The sequence below is a fragment of the Streptomyces yamdrokensis genome, from assembly GCF_053890455.1.
The window spans coordinates 2,938,007-2,953,156 of record NZ_CM132679.1; the positions used below are offsets into that span (position 1 = coordinate 2,938,007).

Below are 15,150 nucleotides of genomic sequence, written 5' to 3' on the forward strand. Positions count from 1 at the left end.
CTGCATGGCACCAGACATACCCGTACCGCCCGCTCCGAATCCCCCGTACACACTCATCACGCCGTCACCCCCCGCTCCTCCAGAGCCAGCTTCATCGAACGCAGGGCGTAGAACACCCGGGAGCGGACCGTGCCGCTGGGTATCCCGAGGGTCTCGGCCGCCTCGTTCACGGTACGTCCCTTGAAGTAGGTCTCGACGAGCACCTCCCGGTGGGCAGGGGTCAGGTCGTCGAGTGCGTCCGACAGCGTCATCAGCCACAGCGCCTTGTCGATCTCGTCCTCCGCGGGGATGACCTCCAGCGGCGACGGATCGACCTCCTGCGGCCGGGCCTGCCGGCTGCGGTGGCCGTCGATGACGATGCGCCGGGCGACCGTCACCAGCCAGGGGCGTACCGATCCGGTCGCCCGATTGAGCTGACCGGCGTTCTTCCAGGCACGGATGAGCGTCTCCTGCACGACGTCCTCGGCTCGCTGCCGGTCTCCGGCGACCAGCCGCAGGACGTAGGCGAGCAGAGGCCCGGCGTGCTCTCGATACAGCGCACGCATCAACTCCTCGTCGGGTTCATTCGACGAGGACGGGGACATGCGATGTCGGGCCCTCGCTCCACGTTCATTGGCCACGGCCGCATCCTTGCGCACGCCCACCTCCGGTGTCCCGGGGATCCCCCCCGTCGGTCGCTCGACATCGGGTACGGAGGCGGGGTGCCGGGTGTTCAACGCGAGGCGTCGTTTTTCTGGGGGCCGAGGTGGAGACCGGGACATGGGAGCACATTCCCCCCGCTTCCTTTTCACATTTCCACCACAGGCGGAGGTGTGGCCCGGCTGCCCGGGCCGCCCCGAGGGCGAACGGGGTGTTGGCGATGTCACACGGTCACGGAGCTGAGGACGGGTCAGGCGCGGGAGGGTGCGGCGGCCCTGCGGCGGTGGCGTGCCACGCGTTCGCGGTTTCCGCAGACCTCGCTGGAGCACCAGCGCCTGCGGCGGCCCCGTGAGGTGTCCAGGTACACGATCGGGCAGTTGTCGCCCTCGCACTGCCGCAGGCACCCGCGCGCGAGCGGGTCGGTGAGCAGGTCCACGGCGTCCCGGGCGATCGCCGCGAGCAGCGCGGCGCGGCCGGGCGGCGTCTCCAGCCGCCGTACCAGTGTCCCGTCGTCGCCGGGGACCGCGCGCGGCGTGGGGGGCGCGGCGCGGGCGGTCTCGTTGACGCGGGCGAGCGCGAGGTCGTAGGCCACGCCGCCGGGCGCCGGGCCGCCGAGCACCAGACGGGCGAGATGGCCGCGCAGTTCGCGGAAGGCGACCGGCCAGGCGCCGTCGGCATGGGTCAGCGAGGTGCCCGCCGGGACGAGGCCGGAGCCGGTGATCCAGGCGCTCAGCACGTCGACGGAGCCGAGCCGTTCCCCGGGATGCGTGGTCGCGAGGAGGTCCAGACAGACCCGCCCGGTGTCGAACCGCAGCTCGTGGGGCGCCGTGACCGTACCCAGTGCCATGTGCCTGTCACCGCCTAGGGTTCACCCCGGTCGAGTGGGGGCCGGGGCGGTACGAGTGAGGGATCCGAGGGACGCGTTCCGGGAATCCGCTCCCTCTACAGTGCCCGCCCGCTCCCCCGCCCGGAACCCCCTGACCGAGAACCCCTCGCTCGGGGCGCCGGGCCCGGCCGTCCCGGCCCGGGACCGGAAGGAACCTCGCCCCGGCCCGGAAGAGACCTCGCCCCGGCCCGGGAAGGAACCTCGTCCCGCCCAGGAAAGGACCTCGTCCCGGTGCCACCCGCATCCCGCATCGGGCTGCGCCCCCGGCACAGATCCCGACCGAGGTCCGGCCCGACCCTGGCAGGAATCCCGCCGAGGACCCCTCCACCTCCCGACGCGGGATCCTCCTCCCGGGTCCCGCCGAGGGCCTGTCCACGTCCCGGTTCAGGACCCGCCCTCGTATGCCTCCCCCTGCCGCTGCCTCCCCCTTGCCGCGCGCGGCGCCGCGCCGGCCGCTCCGTTCAGGCGTCCCCGTACTTGGCGTCCGCCTGGGGGTCCAGGGCGAGGCGGTAGCCGCGTTTGACGACCGTCTGGATCAGCCTGGGCGCGCCGAGGGCGGTGCGCAGGCGGGCCATCGCGGTCTCCACCGCGTGCTCGTCGCGGCCGGTGCCCGGCAGCGCGCGCAGCAGGTCCGCGCGGGCGACGACCCAGCCGGGGCGGCGGGCCAGCGCCCGCAGCAGCGACATGCCCGCGGGCGGTACGGGACGCAGCTCGCCGTCCACCACGACGGCGTGCCCGCGGATCTCCACCCGGTGCCCGGCGACCGGCAGCGAGCGGGTCCGGCCGGGCAGTTCCCGGCAGAGCAACTGGACGAGGGGGCCGAGCCGGAAGCGTTCCGGCTGGACCGTGTCGATGCCCCGGGCCTGCAACGGCAGCGCGGTGACCGGGCCGACGCAGGCGGGCAGGACGTCGTGGCCGAGGGCGGCGAGGACGTCGTCGAGCAGGCCGCGCTCCGTGGCGCGGGACAGCAGGGACGCGGCGGCGGGCGCGCTGGTGAAGGTGACCGCGTCCAGGGTCCGGGCGACGGTGGCGTCGAGGAGCCGGTCGACGGGGGTGATGTCCTCCGGCGGCATCCACCGGTAGACGGGCACCCCCACCACGTCCGCTCCCGCGGCCCGCAGCGACTCCACGAACCCGGGCAGCGGTTCGCCGTGCAGCTGGAGGGCGATCCGCAGTCCGTCGACGCCCTCCTCCAGCAGCCGGTCGAGGACCTCGGCCATCGACTCCGACGAAGGCGACCACTCCTCCGTCAGCCCGGCCGCCCGGATCGCGCCCTTGACCTTCGGTCCGCGGGCCAGGATCCGCACCCCGCGCAGCCGCGCCAGCAGATCGTCGCCGAGCCCCCAGCCGTCGGCGGCCTCGACCCAGCCGCGGAAGCCGATCGCCGTCGTGGCGACCGCGATGTCCGGGGCCTGTCCGATGATCTCCTTGGTGGCGGCCAGCAGTTCGCTGTCGTCGGCGAGCTGCACGATCCGCAGCGCGGGGGCGTGCAGGACGGCGGCGCCGCGCCGCTGGAGCAGCGCGCCCAGCTCGTCGGCCCGGCGCGCGGCGGTCACACCCACGGTGAAGCCCGCGAGCGGCCCGTGGTCGGGGGTCTGCTCCGTGGGCGGCTCCATGGGCGGCTCCGTGGACGGCTCCATGGACGGCTCCGTGGGCCGGTCGGGTTCCTGCTGTTCGTCGTGCATGGTTCTCGTCCCGCTCTCGTCCCGCACTCGAGTCGGTGTGCTGCGTTTCGGTGTACTGCGTTTCGGTGTGCTGCCCGAGGCACGGCTCGTCCTCATGCCGACCGAGCCTGTCAACGGTCCGTGACAGGCTCGGTTCGGCTTCATGTCACCAGTGTTACGTCATACCTCGGCATAGCTGAGCCGGGGCTTCTCCTCCGCGACGGCCGTCGGGGCGGCCGGCCGGGCCGGGCGGCGAAGGTATACGGCCCAGGTCACCACCAGGCAGACCGCGTAGAAGGCCAGGAAGGCGACGAACGCGCCGGTGCCGGAGCCGTAGGAGAGGAAGGACTGACGGAAGGCCAGGTTGATGGCGACGCCGCCGAGCGCGCCCACCGCGCCGATCAGCCCCATGGACGCCCCGGACAGCCGGCGCCCGTGGGCGGCCGCCTCCTCGCCGCTCAGCCCCCGGGCCAGCGCCTTGGCCTGGAAGATGCCCGGGATCATCTTGTACGTCGAGCCGTTGCCGAGGCCGGTGAGCACGAACAGCACCACGAAGGCGACGGTGAACAGCACCAGCGACTCCTGCATGGAGGCGACGATCAGCACCCCGGTCGCCGCGCCCATGGCGACGAAGTTCCACAGCGTGATCCGCGAGCCGCCGTACCGGTCGGCGAGCCTGCCTCCCACCGGGCGGATCAGGGAGCCGAGCAGCGGGCCGATGAAGGTGACGTACGCGGCCTCGAGCGGCGTGCGGTCGAACTGGTTCTGCAGCACCTGCCCGAAGGCGAAGCTGTAGCCGATGAACGAGCCGAAGGTGCCGATGTAGAGGAAGGACATGATCCAGGTGTGCGCGTCCCGGGCGGCGTCCTTGGCCGCGCCGGTGTCGTTGCGCACCGAGGCGAGGTTGTCCATGTACAGCGCGGCGAGCACGGCGGCCACGACGATCAGCGGGATGTAGATGCCGAGCAGCACCCGGGGCCCGCCGCCCGCCCCGATGATCGCGAGGGCGGCGAGCTGGATCACCGGGACGCCGATGTTGCCGCCGCCGGCGTTCAGACCGAGCGCCCAGCCCTTCTTCCGCAGCGGGAAGAAGGCGTTGATGTTGGTCATGGAGGAGGCGAAGTTGCCGCCGCCGATGCCGGCCAGCAGGCCGACCAGCAGGAACGTGGAGAAGGACGTCCCCGGCTCCATCACGGTGAACGCGGCGACCGTGGGCACGAGCAGCAGCGCGGCCGAGATGATCGTCCAGTTCCGCCCGCCGAACACCGCCACGGCGAAGGTGTACGGGACCCGGACGACGGCGCCGACCAGCGTCACCACGGACGTCAGCAGGAACTTGTCGGCCGGGGTCAGCCCGTACTCGGGGCCCATGAAGAGCACCAGCACGGACCACATCGTCCACACCGAGAACCCGACGTGTTCGGACAGCACGGAGAAGAGGAGGTTCCGGCGGGCGATCGGCTCCCCGGTCCGGTTCCAGAACGTCTCGTCCTCGGGGTCCCAGTGCTGGATCCAGCGGCCGCCCCTGCTCGGGGGCTGCGCCGGTGCGGGGACCTGGCCAGGGGCTGTCATGACGCCTCCACTGTTCTCCGGGGTGCTGCGGACGGATGCCGCGAGGGCCCGGGGGCCCGGGGCCTGGTCCCGAAGGTAGGGAGGGAGCGTTTCCGGCCCGTGGCAGTGGGTGACCGCTGGGGAACGTTGCTCTCACCACTGGTGGGGGCGGGGTGAGAGGAGTCCGGCTCCGGTCGGACACCACACCGTGAGGTCAGCGCTGCGGAGGCTGCCCGTAGGGGTTCTGCTGGGGGTACGGCGGCTGGGCGGGCTGCCCGTACGGCGGCTGCGGCTGGGCGTAGGGGCCGCCGGGGGCCGGGGGCTGCTGCGGGGACCCGTACGGGACGGGCGCGGGCGGCGTGCCGTAGGCGGCGGGGGCCTGCTGGGCGTACGGGCCCTGCTGGGCGTACGGCGCGGGGGCCGCACCCGGGGCGGCGCCGTACGGGACCCCGCCGAACGGATTGCCGTGCCCCGGTGTCTGCCTGCCCGGCGGCAGGTAGCGCACCCGGCCGGTCTCGTCCGTCACCGGGGCGAACCCGGCCGCCCGGAGCCGTGCCGCGAACTTGGCGTTGCGCCTGCGGGTGATGACGAAGCCAATGCCGAAGGCGGCCATCAGGAGGAGCCAGATCACGCCCGCCACGACGAAGTCGGACGACGAGCCCCCGGACCGGTAGGCCAGGATCACGCAGCCGATGGAGAGGCCGAGCGCCCCGTATCCCATGCGCTTCTCGGCGTTCTTGCCGGTGAGGTCGAAGTTGATGCGGGCCTTGAGGAGCTCGAAGGCGTCCGGTACGAGCGGCGGCAGGGAGACGCCGTCACCCGCGTTCGGGTACTGGGCCCAGTTCTGCGCGGCCCGCGCCCTCGCCTGCGGGGAGGGGTCGGGGACGATCAGCATCCTGAGCGAGGCGTTCTGCCCGCCGCCCTGGCGCACGTCGGCGTACTCGTACCCGAACTGCTGGGCGACGAAGGCGAGTCGGGCGAGTTTCTTCACGGATGCCATCGCACTGGTGAGCTCCACCGGCTCCCCGCTCGCCATCAGCCCCAGCATCTTGCGCATCTGCCGCTTGCTCATCCGTTCCCGCTCCCCCTGGTCACACTGTTCACTTCCGCAACAGGGGGCAGTTTCGCACGGGGCGCACCGTCGCGGAAGCGCGGGCGAGGCGCCTGGCGGAGGCTCGATCCTCACCGCAGCGCTCATCGCTCACCCACTTCGAACCACAGCAGCTTCCCGGCCCCGCACCCCAGCACGCTGCCGCCGATGGCCCATCCTCCCCAGGAGTCGGCGTACTCCTGAACAAGGCGCAGTCCACGCCCGGAACCGGCGTCGGCCGGAGCGAGCGGGACGGAGTCCTCGCGGGACCCGCTGAACGGGGCGGGGATGTACGGGTGGCTGTCCCACACGCCGACCCGCAGCCGGCCGTCGCTCAGGCACGTGAGCCGCAGGGAGGACGGCCCCTTGGTGTGCAGGTAGGCGTTGGTGACCAACTCCGACGTCAGCAGCTCCACGACGTCGGCGGTGTCCTGCACACCGTGCCCGTCCAGCGCCGCCCGCACCGTCGTGCGTGCGACGCGTACGGCGCGGGGGTCATGGGGCAGGCGAAGGGCGTACGCCCAAGGGCGGGGCGGGACTACGGTGACCATGAACGGCTCCAAAGGAGAAGGGGACTTGAGCTCGCTCAACGGCGACATCGGCGGTGGCAGTGCCGCGGCCACGGTGCGCTTCCGGCATACGGAGCGAGCGGTTGAGCGTTGCGTGACCACCGTAAAGTGAATGGTTAGATAGATCCTACGGAAAGAGATGAATCCATCCACGTTTCACTCGTGCGAGGGAGAGAGACGCCGCATTGCGGCCAGGAAGGACACGCTGTGCCGCCCACCAACAATCCGACGCTGCGGCAACGGAGACTGGGCACCGAACTGCGCAAGCTTCGCGAGCGGGCCGGCCTCACCGCCACTGGCGCGGGCGAGTTGCTCGGCGTCAACCAGGCACGCGTCAGCATGATCGAAACGGGCCGCACGCCTGTCAGCGCCGACCGGGTCCACTCCATGGCGCACACCTACGCCTGCTCCGACCCCGCGCTCGTCGACGCCTTGGCCGCCATGACCGGGCGGCGATCACGAGGCTGGTGGGAGGAGTACCGCGAACACCTGCCCGTAGGCCTCATCGACCTCGCCGAGCTGGAGCACCATGCGGCAGCCCTGCGCGTGGCACTGGTTGTTCACATCCCCGCCCTGCTGCAGACCACCGACCATGCCCGCGCCCTCTTCCGCGAGGCGGTACCGCCCCTGCGGCAGTACGAGATCGAGCACCGCGTGTCCCATCGCATCAAGCGCCAGGCCATTCTTCACCGCGAGGATCCGCCCCCTTACACGGCAGTGATCCACGAGTCCGCCCTTCACATGGGGTACGGCGGCCCCGCAACCGTCCGCTCCCAGCTCCAGCACCTGCTGGACATGAGCGAGCTCGACCACGTCACCATTCGGATCATCCCGTTCGGTAAGGGCTCCTTCCCGGGGACGGGACAGTCCATCGACTATCTGCTGGGAGCCGTCCCGCAGCTCGACACTGTGCAGCTGGACACCCACCACGGGTGCGAATTCCTGGACGCGGAAGCCCAGTTGGACAAGTACCGTTCAGTGCTGGACCGCATGGAGTCGAACGCCCTCAAACCTGCCGAGTCCCGTGACCTGATCCACCACATCGTCCAGAACACTTGAGGGAATCACGATGTCCGATCACCAATGGCGTAAGTCCTCCTACAGCCCTGACGCCTCCAACTGTGTTGAAGTGAGCACCACTTCTGCCACCGCCCTCATACGCGACTCGAAGGACCCGGCCGGACCACGGCTCGACCTCTCCCAGGCCACGTGGGCCACCTTCATCGTGTACGCCAGAGAGATCGGGGCCGATAGCGCTGCTCGGCGGTCGTGAGATCGAGTGACGGGGTACCGGGCCCTGTAGGAGGTGATCGGCTGGTTGCGCCAGGACTCTCCGTGACCGCCTGTTGGAGGGCCTCGCCGGCGGTGCCGGGACAGGAAGCCCGCGCCCGGGCGTGACACATCGCCTCCACAACGTGAGCATGGCGACCACCACTGCTCCCATAGTGCTCTTTTGAGCAACGCTGAGTCATTCACCCGTCGACTGCTCACGCTTTTCGGCAAGGCACCCGCCTCCGGCCCCGCGGCACCGGGACCATCTGCCGAAAGCGGTGACTCCAGCAGATGAGGCAGGTCATGCCGGGACAAGGCCGCCGTGCCCCTGAGGCTGAACTGTCCGGGACCGCGCGGCCGACACCTCTCTTGACGGCAGGGCCCGCGCGCACGGACGACCACGCCAAGGGCCAGCCACGCCACCACAACACCCCGCGGCCCCCATCGCCTCAGGAGTCGTGCCCCGCGCCCACGCGCCCCGCCCTCATGCTCCCGTTACGCCCGAATCGCGCCCTACCCCGCACCGACGGCCGCCTCCACGCTCAAACCCATGAGGGAAACACACGAACCGACCATCGTTCCGCCACCCGGCCCCGACGCCCACCGCCACGCACCCGCCACCGCACGCCCCTGGGAGAACATCGACCGCGCCCAGGCCGCCCTGGACGGCGCCACCGGCCCTGAACCACCCCGCCCGCCCCTCTGCCCTCACTGCGGCCTGGCCGGCGAACGCCGCCGCACCTACACCGGCCAGCACGTCCTCCTCGAGCCCGGCTTCACCCTGCCCGCCCACCTCGTGCCCGGCGGACACCGCTGGCACCTCGACACCGACGGCACCGCCTGGAACGGCGGTCTGGACGAACCCCTGCCCGGCGCCACCTGCCGCATCCCCCACCAGCTCGCCTGTCCCGGCCTGGCCCTGGACGAGATCCGCCCGTGGCGGTGGTTGGAGACGGTCCGGCGGTTCAACACGGAGCGGGCACGGCGGAAGGCGGGTGAGCAGGGTTTCCCGGAGGCGCTGCCCGACGCGGGCTGACCACCGCGGACATCTCTGTTTCCACCCGAGCCGTCAGGCCCGGCCGGAACACCGAACGGGTTGCCGGCACCCCTTCGACGAGACCTGCGCCGACTTGGACCGTATGCCCGCCGCCCTCACCAACGCCGCCGCCGAAGAAGGCGGAGTCCCGAGAAGAGGGGCGTCGTCAGCCCCGGCGGGCGGCGCGGCGGCCGGGCCCCTTTCCGGCGGAGCGCTTCGCGCCGTTCGGCCACAGGCGGGGCCTGCGCTTGGCCGCGAGGTCCTCGACCCAGCCGACCGCGAGGACCGTCAGGCCGATGAGCGGCCAGATCAGGGCGAACATCCAGAGGGTGTACGTGCTGGTGATGGCGTCCGCCCCGCGTTCGCTCTGCAGGAACGGGAGCCGGTACAGCAGGTCGATGATCGGGACGGTCGCCATGATCAGCATGTTGTGCCACAGGTAGATGGTGACCGCGCGGTTGTTGGAGAGGGTCACCAGCTTGTCCCACTGCGCCAGGCGGCCCGGGAGTTCCCGCCACGACGGGGAGTACTGGAGCAGGATCACGACGAACCCGAACGACCAGGTCGCCTGGGCCAGCGGAATGTCGTTGAGGTCCCAGCCGTCGGGGCCCAGGTGGTTCGACGCCCACCACAGGCCGAAGGCCATCACCAGCGACGCGCAGGAGACCGAGACGTACCGCGGGATCCGCTGCAGCATGCCCTCGTGGTGGGCGAAGCCCAGTACCCAGCAACTGCCGTAGACCGCGAAGTCGGTGACCGCGTTGCCCGTTTCACCGGGGATGGTCACCAGGCCCGTGCCGACGACCGCCGTCAGGCCCAGCGGTGCGAGCAGGGTCGGCCAGGGGGCCCGGCGGAACGCCCACAGCAGCAGCGGCGACGCGAGCACGAACCACAGGTAGGCGCGCAGGTACCACAGCGGGCCCGCGGCCTGCACCGCCCAGGTGTCGTCCAGCAGGCCCGACGGGGAGCCGAGCTCCCAGGGATAGGGCGGAGCACCGATCGGGACGATGTAGTTGAACAGCCCGATCAGGCCCCAGGAACCGTCGTCCTTCGCCGGGTTCCAGCCGTTCGCGAACATCATCGCCAGCACGACCACGGCGAACGCCCACATGGGCGGCAGGAGACGGCGGACCCGGCTGCGGATCACGCTCCCCGCCGGACGCTTCAGCGAACGCGCCATCAGCGAACCCGCCAGCGCGAACATCACGCCCATCGACGGGAACAGCACGGTCAGCCAGGCCCAGCCGAACAGGTGGTAGACGATCACGCGGACCAGGGCGAGCGAGCGCAGCAGATCGAGGTACCGGTCACGGCCGGGCTTCGCCGGGGCGGCCGGGGCGGCGGGGTCCGGTACGGGCGCGGGCGCGGTCGTGCGCTGCCGCGGGACGGCGAGCGGCGTCCCCGGGACGCCGGGCGCGTCTCCCGTGTGCGCGGTTCCGTACGGGCCGGCCGGCTCCGGCACCGGGCCCGTACCGGCCGTGTATCCGTGGGTCATGCCACGGGCCTCCGATCGTCGTCGGTCCGCGCGTTCTGGCGCGGCACCGAGCCGCCGGGCGCCTCGACGACGCCGGTGCGCCGCAGCTTCTGCCAGCGCAGGCGGCCGCCGGTGAGCGCGGTGATCCAGGACTGGAGCAGCACGACGTACATGAGCTGGCGGTAGAGGATCTGCTGCAGCGGCAGCGAGATCAGGTGGGTCATGCGTTCGCGGTCGAGACGGAAGGCGAAGGCCGCGCAGACCGCCTGGACGGCCAGGACCCCCAGCCACGCCGTGATCGTCTTCTCGGTCGGGCCGAAGACGAGGCCGTAGAGCAGGAAGACGTCGATCAGGGGGGCCAGCAGCGGGGCCACGATCATGAACAGGGAGACGAAGGGCAGGCCCACGCGGCCGAAGCGGCCCGAGGGGCCCTTGTCGATCACGGAGCGGCGGTGCTTCCAGATGGCCTGCATGGTGCCGTACGACCAGCGGTAGCGCTGGGACCACAGCTGCTGGACCGTCTCCGGGGCCTCGGTCCAGGCGCGGGCGTTCTCCGCGTAGACCACGCGCCAGCCGGCGCGGTGCAGCGCCATGGTGACGTCGGTGTCCTCGGCGAGCGTGTCGTCGCTCATGCCGCCGATCGGGACCAGGGCCGAGCGGCGGAAGGCGCCGACGGCGCCCGGGATGGTCGGCATGCAGCCGAGGACGTCGTACATGCGGCGGTCCAGGTTGAAGCCCATCACGTACTCGATGTGCTGCCAGGCGCCGATGAGGCTGTCCTTGTTGCCGACCTTCGCGTTGCCCGCCACGGCTCCCACCCCCGGGTCGCCGAAGGGCTGGACGAGTTCGCGGACGGTGGACGGCTCGAAGACCGTGTCGCCGTCCATCATCACGACGATGTCGTACCGGGCGTTGGCCAGGCCCCGGTTGAGGGCGGCCGGTTTGCCCGCGTTGAGCTGGCGGATCACCCGGACGTTGGGCAGGCCCATGGCCTCGACGATGCGGGCCGTGCCGTCGCTGGAACCGTCGTCGATGACCAGGACCTCGACGGGGTGGTCGCTGTCCATCAGGGAACGGACGGTGTTCTCGATGCACTTGGCCTCGTTGTAGGCCGGGACCAGCACCGTCACCGGTTCGGTGACCGGCGGACCCCAGCTGAACCCCTTGCGCCGGACCCGGCGGGCGTGGATGCCGGAGAGCAGGAGCATCAGCACGAAGCGGGCGATGACCAGGGTGCCGATGACCGCCAGGCCCACCACCAGACCGCCGGTGATCTTCTCCGAGGCCTGGACCAGGAAGATCCACGCCTTGCCCTTCCACAGCTCGGCGCCGGTCACCGGGCTCATCGCGCCGGGCGCGTCCAGGGCCTCGGTGAGGTTGTCGAACTCGTAGCCCCGCTCCTTCAGGTCGGGCAGGAACCGGTCCAGCGCCGCGACTGTCTGGCTGCGGTCGCCGCCGGAGTCGTGCATCAGGACGATGGCGCCCTCGCCGTTCTCGGGCGTGGCACGGCGGATGATCTCGTCGACGCCGGGCCGCTGCCAGTCCTCGCTGTCGGTGTTGTTGACGACGGTGATGTACCCGAGGCCGCCGATGTACTCGGTGACCGGCCAGGACTTGTTGTCCATGGCGGCGGAGAAGGAGGAGTACGGCGGGCGGAAGAGCGAGGTGCGCACCCCGGCCGCGCCGGTGAGCGCCAGCTGGTTCTGCGACAGCTCCCAGTCGATGCGCTCCCTGGACTGGAGGGAGAGGTCGGGGTGGTTGAACGTGTGCAGGCCGAGCTCGTGCCCCTCGTCGACCATGCGCTGGACGAGGTCCGGATGGCGGGAGGCCATGGTGCCGGTGACGAAGAAGACCGCGTGCGCGTCGTGCTTCTTCAGTACGTCCAGCACGCGCGGCGTCCAGACCGGGTCCGGGCCGTCGTCGAAGGTGAGGACCAGCCGGCGGTCGGGCACGCTCAGGGTCTCGGCGCGCCCCTCCCGGGCGTCGATGACCGGGCCGCCCTCCAGAATCTTCTTCGGCACCTGGTCGGTGGCGGCGGGCGGCTGGACGCGGTGGTCGGCGAGGATCTCGCTGTGCGTGTACCCGCGCAGCATCAGCATCGCCGCCAGGGCGACGAGGACGAGCAGCGGAAGCAGCAGGCGCAGGGGCAGACGGCGACGCCGGGAGCCGCCTCGGGCTCTGGTCGCGGGCCCGGGGCGGCGGGAGTGGGAGGCCATCAGAGAACGTGCTCCGGGGACGGTGCGGCGGGTGCGGTGGACGGTGCGGGCTGTGCGGCGGGGTTCTCGGCGGCCACGGCCGGCGGGGCCTGGGGCGCCTGGGCGACCGTGTCGGTGCCCGCGGGCTCCTCGTCGACGGGGTCCTCCCCGGCGGGGGGCGTGTCCGGATCGGTGCCGGTGCCGCCGGACGAGGCCGGCGGGTCGGCGGTTTCCGTCTCGGCCGGGGGATCGGCCGGCTCTGTCGTGGCGGAACCGCCGGTGCCGGTGCCCGGCTTCGGGGCGCTCCCGGTCGGCGTCGACGACGGCTCGGCGGCCTCGCCGGACTCGGCCTCGGGGCTCGCCACGCCGCCCGCGGGAACACCGGCGTCGGGCGAGGCGGGGGCGTCGGGGTCGTCCGCGGTCGGCTCGGTGCCCGGGGTGGGCTCGACACTGGGCGACGCGTCCGGCTCGGCGGGCCGCGGCGAGGTCTCGACCTTCCCGGCGGGCTGCTCCTGCTCCTGGCCGGGCACGGGCATCCAGGGGGCGGTGGAGTTGCCCGACATCAGCGTGGCGACGATCACGACGGCGTATCCGGCGCAGGCCAGGCCGACGGCCAGGCCGATCCGGCGGTAGAGGCGGCCGCGGCGGCCCGACTCGTCGACGAACACGGGTCCGTCCGCGGCGTCGTGGCCTCCACCGCTGCGGTGCCTGCCCGGCGTTGCCCGCAGCACGCCGTCGCCGAACTGCACGGCGTCGAGCTGGACCGTCACCTCGTGCGGGTCGTGGGTGTGCTCGGTCGTACCGGCGTCCGCGACTACGGCTGTGTCCGCGACTGCGGGCACCGGCCTGGTGGGCGCGGGTGCGGCGGGGGCGAGCGCGGTCGCCTCGGCTCCCTCCTGCCAGGGGTCGCGCAGGGGTGTGCGGGACGGCCGGGGCGTCGCGGGGGTCCGGGTGGGGAGACGCGCGGTGAAGCCGGTGTCACCGGTGGAGCCCGCGGAGGCGGGTGCGGGGGTGCTACGGGCGGAGAAGGGCACCTCGGGCTTCTCGAACCTCTCGGTCCGGTCGAACCCGTCGGCCCCCCCGGACGGAGTACGGGGCCTGATGCGCAGCGCCCTGGTCTCCTCGGGGTCGTCGAAGGTCCTCGGCGGCGCCGGGGCGGCCCTGTTCGGCCCGCCCGGCCCGCCCGGCCTGTCCGCCCTCTTCGGCCCGCGCTGTGCGGGCATCCCGCTCGTGCCGCCGGGTGGGGGCGTTGCGCTCATCGTGGTCGTCCTGGCCTTCGCGTCGTCCGGGGCGACCCGGTCCTCCAGGTCGGCCCGGTCGTCCGGGCCGGCCGCGTGGGGTGCGCCGGGGGGTCTCCTCGTCCCGGTGACGTCGTCCGCCCCTGCGGCACGGGCGGTGCGGCCGGGCACGTCCCGGGAGAACCACGTTCCCGGGACGGTGGAAGAACCGCCGGAGGCGGGCCGGGCGTCCCCGATCGGGGCGGCCCGGGACTCGGACTCGGACCGTTCAGGTTGGGCGTTTTCTCGCCACTTCTCCACGCGCACGCTCTTTCCCCCACGGGACCGTTCCGGGTGCGCGTGCGGCCTCGGCATGCGCCGCCGGACATGGTCCCCCGCCCGCTCCGAGCGTCCCGTTTATCACACTGTGCTCGAGCATCGAATGTAGCGTACGCGGGGGTGTCGTGTTCCCCGGGTGTGGATTCGTGTCAGGTGTGAGACATCACGGACAGGTGTGAGACATCACGGAGAACTCATGACATCGAGATCCCTGTCCGAAACCCACCCCTTCGCGGGCCGTCGCAACCAGCCCTCTTCGGCGGCGATTTCGGCTGCCGCCCTACGAAGCCCCTCCAGAGCGGGGTGAACAATCCCTTTTCGCCACACAAGCGACACGGGGGACAGGGGGACGGGGTCGACCAGCGGGCGCAGCACCATCGAGGGCAGCGGCGGGAAGTCCACCACGGCGAGGACCGGATGCCCGGTGCGGGCCATGATCCGCTGGAACTCCTCCTCGCCGACGGCCAGGGGCGCGGGCGGCGCGACGACGATGCCCCTCCCCTCGAACAGCAGCCCCGCGAGGTCGGTCCACTCGGGCGTGCGCGGATTGCCCGCCCCGGCGTACACGGCCTCGCCCGCCAGGGCGTCGAGCGGTACCCGGTCCAGGGCGGCCAGCCGGTGGCCCTCGGGAAGGATCACCGCCATCGGCTCGTACCGTACGGGCTGCTGGTCGAGCCCGGCCTTCAGCGCCTCGGGGAGCCCCGCGAACCGCCCGAACGACGCGTCGAGCCGGCCCGCGACCAACTCGCCCGCGGCCCAGGTCAGTCCGCTCTCGTAACGGGCCATCAGTTCATGACCGGGGGTGAGTTCGCGGGCCCGGTGCAGGACTCGCCGCCCGGTGGCCAGTCCCGGGGAGTTGAGGTCCACCAGCAGCGGCCGGGTCTGCCCGGCGGCGGCGAGCAGGTCGTCCTGCGCCGCCAGCACCCGGCGGGCGTACGGCAGCAGGCGTTCCCCGTCGGGGGTGAGCGTCACCTGCCGGGTGGTCCGTACGAACAGCTCGCTGCCCAGCTCCCGTTCCAGCCGCCGTACGTCGCGGCTCAGCGCCTGTTGGGCGACGTAGAGGCGCATCGCGGCGCGGGTGAAGTGCAGCTCCTCGGCGACGGTGACGAAGGCGCGCAGGAGCCGGGGGTCGAGGTGGGCGGGAGCGGGCACCCCGTGAACCTACAACGCGGGTGCGTGAATCGGTACCGGGAAGGTGTTGGACCGGCGCCGCGGGCC

The 15,150-nt window shown here is 72.2% G+C and carries 13 protein-coding genes; 3 read left to right on the forward strand and 10 right to left on the reverse strand.

Going from position 1 to position 15,150, the window contains the following annotated elements; translation table 11 throughout:
- Window positions 1-56: 56 nt before the first annotated feature.
- From ACWZEH_RS12645 to ACWZEH_RS12670, 6 genes are all read right to left on the reverse strand, one after another.
- Complete coding sequence (locus tag ACWZEH_RS12645; RefSeq protein WP_074993260.1) at window positions 57-644, reverse strand: sigma-70 family RNA polymerase sigma factor; 588 nt, start codon at window positions 642-644, stop codon at window positions 57-59.
- A 245-nt stretch (window positions 645-889) separates the two neighbouring features.
- A complete protein-coding gene (locus tag ACWZEH_RS12650) occupies window positions 890-1,486 on the reverse strand; it encodes a CGNR zinc finger domain-containing protein (protein WP_456198166.1) in 597 nt (198 codons plus the stop codon).
- 500 nt (window positions 1,487-1,986) lie between these two features.
- On the reverse strand, window positions 1,987-3,165 hold the full coding sequence (locus tag ACWZEH_RS12655) for a uroporphyrinogen-III synthase (RefSeq protein WP_456199579.1): 1,179 nt from the start codon (window positions 3,163-3,165) through the stop codon (window positions 1,987-1,989).
- Window positions 3,166-3,369: 204 nt separating this feature from the next.
- Window positions 3,370-4,761, reverse strand: a complete 1,392-nt coding sequence (locus ACWZEH_RS12660) for a nitrate/nitrite transporter (protein ID WP_456198167.1) — start codon at window positions 4,759-4,761, stop codon at window positions 3,370-3,372.
- A 193-nt stretch (window positions 4,762-4,954) separates the two neighbouring features.
- Window positions 4,955-5,812 (reverse strand): hypothetical protein, encoded by an 858-nt coding sequence (locus ACWZEH_RS12665; protein WP_456198169.1) that lies wholly within the window; start codon window positions 5,810-5,812, stop codon window positions 4,955-4,957.
- 122 nt (window positions 5,813-5,934) lie between these two features.
- Window positions 5,935-6,381 (reverse strand): ATP-binding protein, encoded by a 447-nt coding sequence (locus ACWZEH_RS12670; protein WP_456198170.1) that lies wholly within the window; start codon window positions 6,379-6,381, stop codon window positions 5,935-5,937.
- Window positions 6,382-6,606: 225 nt separating this feature from the next.
- On the opposite strand from ACWZEH_RS12670, the gene ACWZEH_RS12675 reads away from it, so the two are divergent.
- The 3 genes from ACWZEH_RS12675 (at window position 6,607) to ACWZEH_RS12685 (ending at window position 8,707) form a co-directional block, all read left to right on the forward strand.
- Entirely contained in the window at window positions 6,607-7,458 is an 852-nt protein-coding gene (locus tag ACWZEH_RS12675; RefSeq protein ID WP_456198171.1) for a helix-turn-helix domain-containing protein, read from the forward strand.
- 10 nt (window positions 7,459-7,468) lie between these two features.
- Entirely contained in the window at window positions 7,469-7,672 is a 204-nt protein-coding gene (locus ACWZEH_RS12680) for a DUF397 domain-containing protein (RefSeq protein WP_456198173.1), read from the forward strand.
- Between the two features lie 549 nt (window positions 7,673-8,221).
- Window positions 8,222-8,707 (forward strand): DUF6083 domain-containing protein, encoded by a 486-nt coding sequence (locus ACWZEH_RS12685; protein ID WP_456198174.1) that lies wholly within the window; start codon window positions 8,222-8,224, stop codon window positions 8,705-8,707.
- A gap of 166 nt (window positions 8,708-8,873) precedes the next feature.
- Here ACWZEH_RS12685 and ACWZEH_RS12690 read toward each other — a convergent pair whose 3' ends face one another.
- The 4 genes from ACWZEH_RS12690 to ACWZEH_RS12705 form a co-directional block, all read right to left on the reverse strand.
- Window positions 8,874-10,202 (reverse strand): acyltransferase family protein, encoded by a 1,329-nt coding sequence (locus tag ACWZEH_RS12690; RefSeq protein ID WP_456198175.1) that lies wholly within the window; start codon window positions 10,200-10,202, stop codon window positions 8,874-8,876.
- Window positions 10,199-12,397, reverse strand: a complete 2,199-nt coding sequence (locus ACWZEH_RS12695; RefSeq protein ID WP_456198176.1) for a bifunctional polysaccharide deacetylase/glycosyltransferase family 2 protein — start codon at window positions 12,395-12,397, stop codon at window positions 10,199-10,201. The genes ACWZEH_RS12690 and ACWZEH_RS12695 overlap by 4 nt, the downstream gene beginning before the upstream one ends.
- The gene (locus ACWZEH_RS12700; RefSeq protein ID WP_456198178.1) at window positions 12,397-13,218 is read right to left on the reverse strand and encodes a hypothetical protein; all 822 of its coding nucleotides are present in this window, start codon (window positions 13,216-13,218) and stop codon (window positions 12,397-12,399) included. The genes ACWZEH_RS12695 and ACWZEH_RS12700 overlap by 1 nt, the downstream gene beginning before the upstream one ends.
- Before the next feature lie 897 nt (window positions 13,219-14,115).
- Window positions 14,116-15,084 carry a LysR family transcriptional regulator gene (locus tag ACWZEH_RS12705; RefSeq protein WP_456198179.1) on the reverse strand — a complete coding sequence of 323 codons (969 nt, stop codon included), beginning with the start codon at window positions 15,082-15,084 and terminating at the stop codon, window positions 14,116-14,118.
- Between the last annotated feature and the right edge of the window lie 66 nt (window positions 15,085-15,150).